Source organism: Burkholderia sp. LMG 13014 (assembly GCF_905232215.1).
Taxonomy (GTDB): Bacteria; Pseudomonadota; Gammaproteobacteria; order Burkholderiales; family Burkholderiaceae; genus Burkholderia.
The window spans coordinates 24,004-31,522 of record NZ_CAJNKE010000025.1 but is presented as its reverse complement, the minus strand read 5'-3'; the positions used below and the strand labels follow the sequence as shown (position 1 = coordinate 31,522).

The 7,519-nt window shown below is 65.2% G+C and carries 8 protein-coding genes and 2 pseudogenes; 6 read left to right on the top strand and 4 right to left on the bottom strand.

The window, feature by feature from the left end; translation table 11 throughout:
- Positions 1 to 216: pseudogene (locus JYJ84_RS05835) on the bottom strand (histone deacetylase family protein); the annotation flags it as partial.
- A 115-nt stretch (positions 217 to 331) separates the two neighbouring features.
- Between JYJ84_RS05835 and JYJ84_RS05830 the strand changes: the two are divergent.
- From JYJ84_RS05830 to dbpA, 5 genes are all read left to right on the top strand, one after another.
- Positions 332 to 820 (top strand): Lrp/AsnC family transcriptional regulator, encoded by a 489-nt coding sequence (locus tag JYJ84_RS05830; RefSeq protein WP_122948567.1) that lies wholly within the window; start codon positions 332 to 334, stop codon positions 818 to 820.
- A gap of 65 nt (positions 821 to 885) precedes the next feature.
- Complete coding sequence (locus JYJ84_RS05825) at positions 886 to 1,185, top strand: hypothetical protein (protein WP_122949680.1); 300 nt, start codon at positions 886 to 888, stop codon at positions 1,183 to 1,185.
- Between the two features lie 511 nt (positions 1,186 to 1,696).
- Positions 1,697 to 3,358: a malate dehydrogenase (quinone) gene (mqo, locus tag JYJ84_RS05820; RefSeq protein WP_174976650.1), complete on the top strand. Its 1,662-nt coding sequence runs from the start codon at positions 1,697 to 1,699 to the stop codon at positions 3,356 to 3,358.
- A 348-nt stretch (positions 3,359 to 3,706) separates the two neighbouring features.
- On the top strand, positions 3,707 to 3,904 hold the full coding sequence (locus JYJ84_RS05815; RefSeq protein WP_122948566.1) for a hypothetical protein: 198 nt from the start codon (positions 3,707 to 3,709) through the stop codon (positions 3,902 to 3,904).
- Positions 3,901 to 5,298 (top strand): ATP-dependent RNA helicase DbpA, encoded by a 1,398-nt coding sequence (gene dbpA / locus JYJ84_RS05810; protein WP_122948565.1) that lies wholly within the window; start codon positions 3,901 to 3,903, stop codon positions 5,296 to 5,298. Before JYJ84_RS05815 ends, dbpA begins: the two co-directional genes overlap by 4 nt.
- Before the next feature lie 161 nt (positions 5,299 to 5,459).
- Here dbpA and JYJ84_RS05805 read toward each other — a convergent pair whose 3' ends face one another.
- The gene (locus JYJ84_RS05805) at positions 5,460 to 5,825 is read right to left on the bottom strand and encodes a DUF1493 family protein (RefSeq protein ID WP_122948564.1); all 366 of its coding nucleotides are present in this window, start codon (positions 5,823 to 5,825) and stop codon (positions 5,460 to 5,462) included.
- 3 nt (positions 5,826 to 5,828) lie between these two features.
- Positions 5,829 to 5,909, bottom strand: a pseudogene (locus tag JYJ84_RS38480) (STM2901 family protein); the annotation flags it as partial.
- On the opposite strand from JYJ84_RS38480, the gene JYJ84_RS38475 reads away from it, so the two are divergent.
- Positions 5,887 to 6,624, top strand: coding sequence for a phage virion morphogenesis protein (locus tag JYJ84_RS38475; RefSeq protein ID WP_368034749.1), 738 nt, complete (start codon positions 5,887 to 5,889; stop codon positions 6,622 to 6,624). The pseudogene JYJ84_RS38480 and the gene JYJ84_RS38475 sit on opposite strands and share 23 nt — an antisense overlap.
- Here the strand turns inward: JYJ84_RS38475 and JYJ84_RS05795 are convergent.
- Positions 6,554 to 7,438: a LysR substrate-binding domain-containing protein gene (locus tag JYJ84_RS05795; protein WP_122948561.1), complete on the bottom strand. Its 885-nt coding sequence runs from the start codon at positions 7,436 to 7,438 to the stop codon at positions 6,554 to 6,556. The genes JYJ84_RS38475 and JYJ84_RS05795 overlap by 71 nt on opposite strands.
- Positions 7,439 to 7,519 lie beyond the last annotated feature (81 nt).

Sequence of the window (7,519 nt, the reverse complement as noted above, 5' to 3'; positions counted from 1 at the left end):
GCCGGCGAGGAAATCGACGTAGCGCGCGCTGTGCGCGGCCGCGTAGCGGGCGCGGTCGAACGGCTTCGGCGCGATCACGTCGCCGAGGCCGGCGGCGCGCACCTGCGCGAGCACCGTTTCGGCGCGAAGGGGGTTTTCGAACGAATCGGTGATCGCGCCGTCCTTCAGTTCGACGCCGCGATGCAGTTGGTGATCGCTGCTGTAGACCGTGAGCATGGTTGACCGTTGCAGTGAGGGTGGCAACAGTTTATTGACGGCAACCGGCAATAGCTTTGCTTTCGACGCGCGGCTTTTATACAATTTTGAGAAAACCGCCTACGGAATCCCGGAAATGAGCAAAAATCGCGCTTCGGCTGAACTGGATGGCGTCGACCGCGCCATGCTGCGCCTGCTGCAGGACGACGGCGCGCTGTCGAACGCGACGCTCGGCGAGAAGCTGTCGCTGAGCGTCACGCCCTGCTGGCGCCGCCGCAAGCGGCTCGAGGACGAGGGCGTGATCACCGGCTACCAGGCGAACCTCGACCGGCGCGCGCTCGGCATGAACGTGTTCGCGTTCGTGCAGGTGACGTTCAACATGCATTCCGACCAGGATTCGGATCACTTCGAGGACGTGATGCGGCGTCACGACGAAGTGACGTCCTGCCACAAGATCACCGGCGCGGCCGACTACATCCTGCAGGTCGTCGCGGCCGATCTCGACGCGTATGCGGAATTCGTCGAGCGTGTGCTGCGCAAGCAGGCCGGGGTGTCGTCGATCCAGTCGAGCCTCGCGTTGCGCGAAGTGAAGTTCTCGTCGCGCGTGCCGGTGCCGGACGCCTGAACGACACGACGAACGTGCGGGCCTTCACCCGATTCTCCGAAACTCATCCCATGGAGCACTACCTGATGAAGCGTTTCCTCCCTTCCGCTTCGCTGGCCGCCACGCTGGCCTGCGCGTTCGCATTGAGCGCCTGTGCCGCGCAATCCACGCCGCCGGCTCAGTCGCCGGCTCAAGCAACGGCGCCGGCCGTACCGCCGATGCCCGGCAGCGATCGCGATGCGCACGGTTGCATCCCGTCGGCCGGCTATTCGTGGTGCGAAGCAACGCAACAATGCGAGCGCCCATGGGAACTCGCCAAGCAAAAGGGCTTCGCGAATTCGGCGCAAGCGTACGACCAGTTCTGCCGGAACGCCGCCGCGAAGTAAAGTGACGTGACGTCACGCGTTCGTGTCGCGGCGCGCTGCCGCGACACGACGCAGCACCCCTCGAAATACCCTCCCGATCCCGCGCAGTTATCCCCAGCTTTCCCGGTTCCCGCGACTGTCATTCCGGAAACCCGGACACACAAAAAACCCCACGAAAACAACGGTATTTTTCGTTTGTGACACAGCAAACGAGTTCGGTTACATTACGCGCCCCTTGCCATCCCGCCCCCGCAAAACGCGTCGCGCGCGGCCTCTTTCCACGCAGCCTGAAGCGCCTTCCGCTCAGGCTTGCCGCAAGGGCCCGGGCGCGTCGTGCGCCACTGTGACGCAGGCGCTTGCCTGCCCGCAGGAAGCCGATCCGAAGGTGTCCTTCCCGACGGTTTCGCGTGCGCAAATGCAACGGCGCGCGGCGTCGATCCGGAATTCCGGATTCGCGATCCGGATCTCCGGATCCGCGTTTCTCCGCGATCGACACCCGTGCCGGGCGGTCTGGCAAACCGATGCATCCAAGTTGAAAAAGGGATCTGCTGTGATCAAAACGTTACGGGTAATACTGTCGGCGCTCGCGCTGTGCGTCGCCGCGTCGTCCGCGCATGCCGCCGATACGAAGAAGGTCGACGTCCTGCTGGTGGGCGGCGGCATCATGAGCTCGACGCTCGGCGTCTGGCTGCACGAGCTTCAACCTGACTGGTCGATGACGATGGTCGAACGCCTCGACGGCGTCGCGCTGGAAAGCTCGAACGGCTGGAACAATGCCGGCACCGGCCACTCGGCACTCGCCGAACTGAACTACACGCCGGAGAAGGCGGACGGCAAGATCGACATCTCGAAGGCCATCGAGATCAACGAGTCGTTCCAGATCTCGCGCCAGTTCTGGGCGTGGCAGGTCAAGCAGGGCGTGCTGAAGAACCCGCATTCGTTCATCAACTCGACGCCGCACATGAGCTTCGTGTGGGGCGACGACAACGTCCGCTTCCTGAAGAAGCGCTACGAAGCGCTGCAGGCGAGCCCGCTGTTCCGCGGGATGCAGTATTCGGAAGACTACGACCAGATCAAGCAGTGGGTGCCGCTGATGATGGAAGGCCGCGACCGCAACCAGAAGGTCGCGGCGACGTGGACGCCGATCGGCACCGACGTGAACTTCGGCGAGATCACGCGCCAGTTCGTCGGCTACCTGAAGACGCAGCCGAACTTCACGCTGTCGCTGTCGAGCGAAGTGCGCGAGATCTCGCGCAATGCCGACGGCACGTGGCACGTGAGCTGGGTCAAGCTGCACTCGGATGAACCGGCGCAATCGGTCGACGCGAAGTTCGTGTTCATCGGCGCGGGCGGCGGTGCGCTGCACCTGCTGCAGGCGTCGGGCATCCCCGAGGCGAAGGACTACGGCGCGTTCCCGGTCGGCGGCTCGTTCCTCGTGACGGACAACCCCGAAGTCGTGAAGCAGCATTTGGCGAAGGCATACGGCAAGGCATCGGTCGGCTCGCCGCCGATGTCGGTGCCGCACCTCGACACGCGGATCATCGACGGCAAGAAGATCATCCTGTTCGGGCCGTTCGCGACGTTCTCGACCAAGTTCCTGAAGAACGGTTCGTACTTCGACCTGCTCAAGAGCACCAACACGCACAACGTCGCGCCGATGATGCGCGTGGGCGTGGACGAATTCCCGCTGGTCCAGTACCTCGCCGGCCAGCTGATGCTGTCCGATGACGACCGCTTCAACGCGCTGAAGGAATACTTCCCGAACGCGAAGAAGGAAGACTGGCGCCTGTGGCAAGCCGGCCAGCGCGTGCAGATCATCAAGCGCGACCCGGTGAAGGGTGGCGTGCTGAAGCTCGGCACCGAGATCGTCGCGTCGCAGGACGGCAGCATCGCGGGCCTGCTCGGCGCATCGCCGGGCGCGTCGACGGCCGCGCCGATCATGCTGAACCTGATGAAGAAGGTGTTCAAGGACAAGGTCGCGACGCCCGAATGGCAGCAGAAGATCCGCCAGATCGTGCCGAGCTACGGTACGAAGCTGAACGACAGCCCGGCGAAGGTCGTCGAGGAATGGACGTACACCAGCGACGTGCTGCAGCTGTCGCCGCCGCCGAAGATCGACGTCAACACGCCGTCGCAGGCCACCGGCACCGCGCCGGCCCGCCCGGCGAAGGCCTCGGCCGACATGGCGCTGTAACGCGCCGCGCGATACCGTTGCGCCGCATGACACGGCCGCCCTTCGGGGCGGCCGTTTTTCTTGGTGGCGGTGATCGGGGCCTGTTTTCGCAAATACCGGGCCATGAATGCCCGCCATCCCCGAAAGCGTCGCCCGCAGCCGGTCGCCCACAGCCGATCGTCCGCAACCGGCCGCCCGCTTCCGCTAGAATTGCGGCACGCGCGACCCCGTCGCCGCCCGATCCATCATCCGCATCGACGCAATCCAAGCGACGCCCGATGCGGCCCGCGCCCTAGCCGCGCGAGCGCCGCACGCCGTTGCCGCGCCCGCCCGGGCGCGCCATCAACCGAATTCAGCTGGAGAAAGACCGTGTTTACCTGCCGAAACCAGAGCTGCGGCACGCAGTGGGAGCAGTCCGACGTCGTCATCAAGGACGAAGGCCAGGGGCTGCTGTTCCGCTGCCCGCTGTGCGGCGCGCGCAACTACCTCGAACGCTTCGAAGACGACGAAGGCACGGTCGTCTACGAGCAGATGGAAGGCCGCCCTTACCTCGGAGACGTGGAATGACCCAGCCGACCGCCACGCCGTTCAGCGCGCTGCCGCTGACGCCCGCCACGCTCGCGAACCTCGCGCAGCTCGGCTATGTCGACATGACGCCGATCCAGGCCGCGAGCCTGCCGATCGCGCTGGCCGGCCAGGACCTGATCGCGCAGGCGAAGACGGGCAGCGGCAAGACCGCCGCGTTCTCGCTCGCGCTGCTGGCGCGCCTCGATGCGCGCAGCTTCGACGTGCAGGCGATGATCCTGTGCCCGACGCGCGAACTCGCCGACCAGGTCGCGCAGGAAGTGCGCCGCCTCGCGCGCGCCGAAGAAAACGTGAAGGTGCTGACGCTGTGCGGCGGCACGCCGATGCGCCCGCAGGCGCAGAGCCTCGAGCACGGCGCACACATCGTCGTCGGCACGCCGGGCCGCATCATGGATCACCTCGATCGCGGCAACCTGAAGCTCGACGCGCTGAACACGCTGGTACTCGACGAAGCCGACCGGATGCTCGACATGGGCTTCTTCGACGACATCGCGAAGGTCGCGCGGATGTGCCCGACCACGCGCCAGACGCTGCTGTTCTCCGCGACCTATCCGGACGGCATCGTGAAGCTGAGCCAGCAATTCCTGCGCAACCCGAAGGAAGTGAAGCTCGAAGAGCGCCACGACAACAGCAAGATCCGCCAGCGCTTCTATGAAGTGACGGAAGACGAGCGGCTGCATGCGGTGGGCCAGCTGCTGAACCACTACCGGCCGGTAAGCACGATCGCGTTCTGCAACACGAAGCAGCAGTGCCGCGACCTGCTCGACGTGCTGCACGCGCAGGGCTTCCACGCGCTCGCGCTGCACGGCGAGCTCGACCAGCGCGAACGCGACCAGGTGCTGATCCAGTTCGCGAACCGCAGCTGCTCGGTGCTGGTCGCAACCGACGTCGCCGCGCGCGGGCTCGACATCGCGCAGCTCGAAGCGGTGATCAACGTCGACGTGACGCCCGACCCCGAAGTGCACGTGCACCGCATCGGCCGCACGGGCCGCGCGGACCAGGACGGCTGGGCGCTGAGCCTCGCGAGCATGGACGAGATGGGCCGCGTCGGCGGGATCGAGCAGGCGCAGAAGCGCGACGTCGAATGGCATCCGCTCGCGGAACTGACGCCGGCCGACGACGGCGTGCTGACGCCGCCGATGGAAACGCTGCAGATCCTCGGCGGGCGCAAGGACAAGATCCGTCCGGGCGACGTGCTCGGCGCGCTGACCGGCGACGCCGGGTTCGACGGCAAGCAGATCGGCAAGATCAACGTGACCGAGTTCTCGACCTATGTCGCGCTCGAGCGCGGCGTGGCGCGCGACGCGCTGCGCAAGCTCAATGCAGGGAAGATCAAGGGCAAGCGGGTCAAGGTCCGGTTGATGGACGAAGAGTAATACCGGCGCGCGCCGCGGCACTCACGCGGCTGAAGCCGCACGCGATAAATGCGCCTGCTCAAGCGCGTTAAATAGGTAGGTAGAAAAAATTCGCGTAGCGTAAGTATATTTACGCCAATGAAGAGGGCCGGTCAGTACATCGACCGGCCCAGCATATCCGATCACTGTCCTGTAGCAGCCTCGATCGCGTCCGTGTCCCACTTCCCACGTCGCGTTGCCTCGGCCAGCATTCCCAGCGTCAGCGGCCGCCGCTTCGGCTGGCGCAGCCGCTTTACGAACAGCCCGATGAGTGACGACAGCAGCTCCTGACCTTCGGGGCCGAAATAGCGCCGATACGGGAATCCTTGGGCGTCGACGCCAAATGTCTCTGCCCACCTATCTATGAACTCCACGCCGTCGAGGCCCGTGACGCCGAGATCCTGCTCAAGCCGGGATTCCGGCTGCAGGTTCAGCTTCCCGCCGAACAACGGCCGACCGAGTTCCTCGCGTGTAAAGGCCTCCAGGCGTTCCCAGGTATCGTCTTTCATGGTTCAAAGCATCCGGTCTTCGGGCTTCACGATGCGGTTGTAGGTCGACACAGTGTTGCGCATGATCAGGAACGCGTCGCGAGCGTTGATGGACGCGGCCGGCGCAATACTGATCAGCGGTTCACTGAATTGCGGGTGCCATGGCAAAGCTTTGGGATATTGTGGTCGACTTCGGCGAAGCTCGACGCTGCAGAGCAGGTGCTTGCCGGCACCGTTGACATGTACCGAGAGATCGCCGGCATGCTCGAAAGCACGAAACGGGGCAATTTCGAGGCGCAGGGGCGTCCGGCGTGGGTGCCGCTTGCGAAATCCACTGAGAGAGATGCTGAAGCGGAATAACGGGGGCAGCGTCCTGAAAACACTGCAAGATCACAGAACCCTTTCCGTAAACGTCTCGACCGATTTCGTGCCGGACTATGCGCTGATTGGCGCCGCCACGCCATATGCGCGTATTCATCGGCTCGGCGGGAGGTTTTCCCATCCTGCGCGCAGCGTGACGGTACGACTTCGCACCACAGCGAAGGGCGCTTTGGTCCGGCAGGCAGACCACAAAAATCTGGCCGTCTTTGCCCGAGACTCCCATAAACGGGGGCGGGAGAGCTGGCACGAGGTTGGCGAGTACACTGCCAGGATTCCAGCGCGGCCGTATTTGCCGTTCAGCGGGCCGCCCAATGCGCCCGTTCTGCAGCCGGAGGCCGAGCGCGGCATGCAGGACATTGTGGTCCGTATCACGCGGCGCGCTCACCCAACATCGCCAGATACTGCCGTACCGCCCCCCATTCCCCGCCGATCCGGCTGATCGCGACGAGTTCGGAGCCCGGCACGCCGCCGGCGAGTTTCCGGTACACGATGTTCGGCGCCGCGATCCGGCTCAACGGCGACGGCACCAGCGCCACCCCGAGGCCAGCCCCCGTCAACGCCAGCACCGACAGCGTGCTGCTCACCTTGTGTGCGATGCGCGGCGTCTTGCCGAGCACCTGCCGCAGGATCGCAAGCTGCCCTTCGTCGTCACCGTCCGCCGCGTAGAAAATGAACGGCTCGTCCGCGAGTGCCGCGACGCTCACCGAGCGCTGCTTCGCGAACGCGTGCCGGTCGTTCATCATCACGTCCCACGCCCAGCTGCCGACCGTCCGCACGGCCAGCTTCGGATCGAACGCCGTGCCGAACGCCGGGCAATAGCCGATGTCGAGCCGGCCCGCGAGGATCGCGTCCTGCTGCGCGGCCGGCGCCATCTCGTGCAGGTCGAGCGTCACCTCCGGCCACGCCGCATGAAACGCAATCAGGTCGTCGGACAGCCGCCCCGTCGCGACCGCATTGCCGACGAAGCCGATCCGCACCACGCCCGTCTCGCCACGTGCCGCGCGCTGTACGACCGCCTTCGCGCGCTCGGCCTGCTCGAGCGTGTGCCGCGCCTCGGTCACCAGCAGCCGGCCGGCGTCCGTCAGCGCCACCTTGCGCGTGCTGCGCTCGAACAGCGGCGTGCCCAGTTCCTCCTCGAGCGCGCGAATCTGCATGCTCAGCGCGGGCTGCACGATATGCAGCCGCTCCGCCGCACGGCCGAAATGCCCCTCTTCGGCAACCGCGAGAAAGTAGCGCAAATGGCGAAGGTCCATACGGTCTATTCATCACTGAAAACAATCAATCCTGAAATTTAATCTATTTGATTGAAAAATCAACCACGCGCATCCTGACGG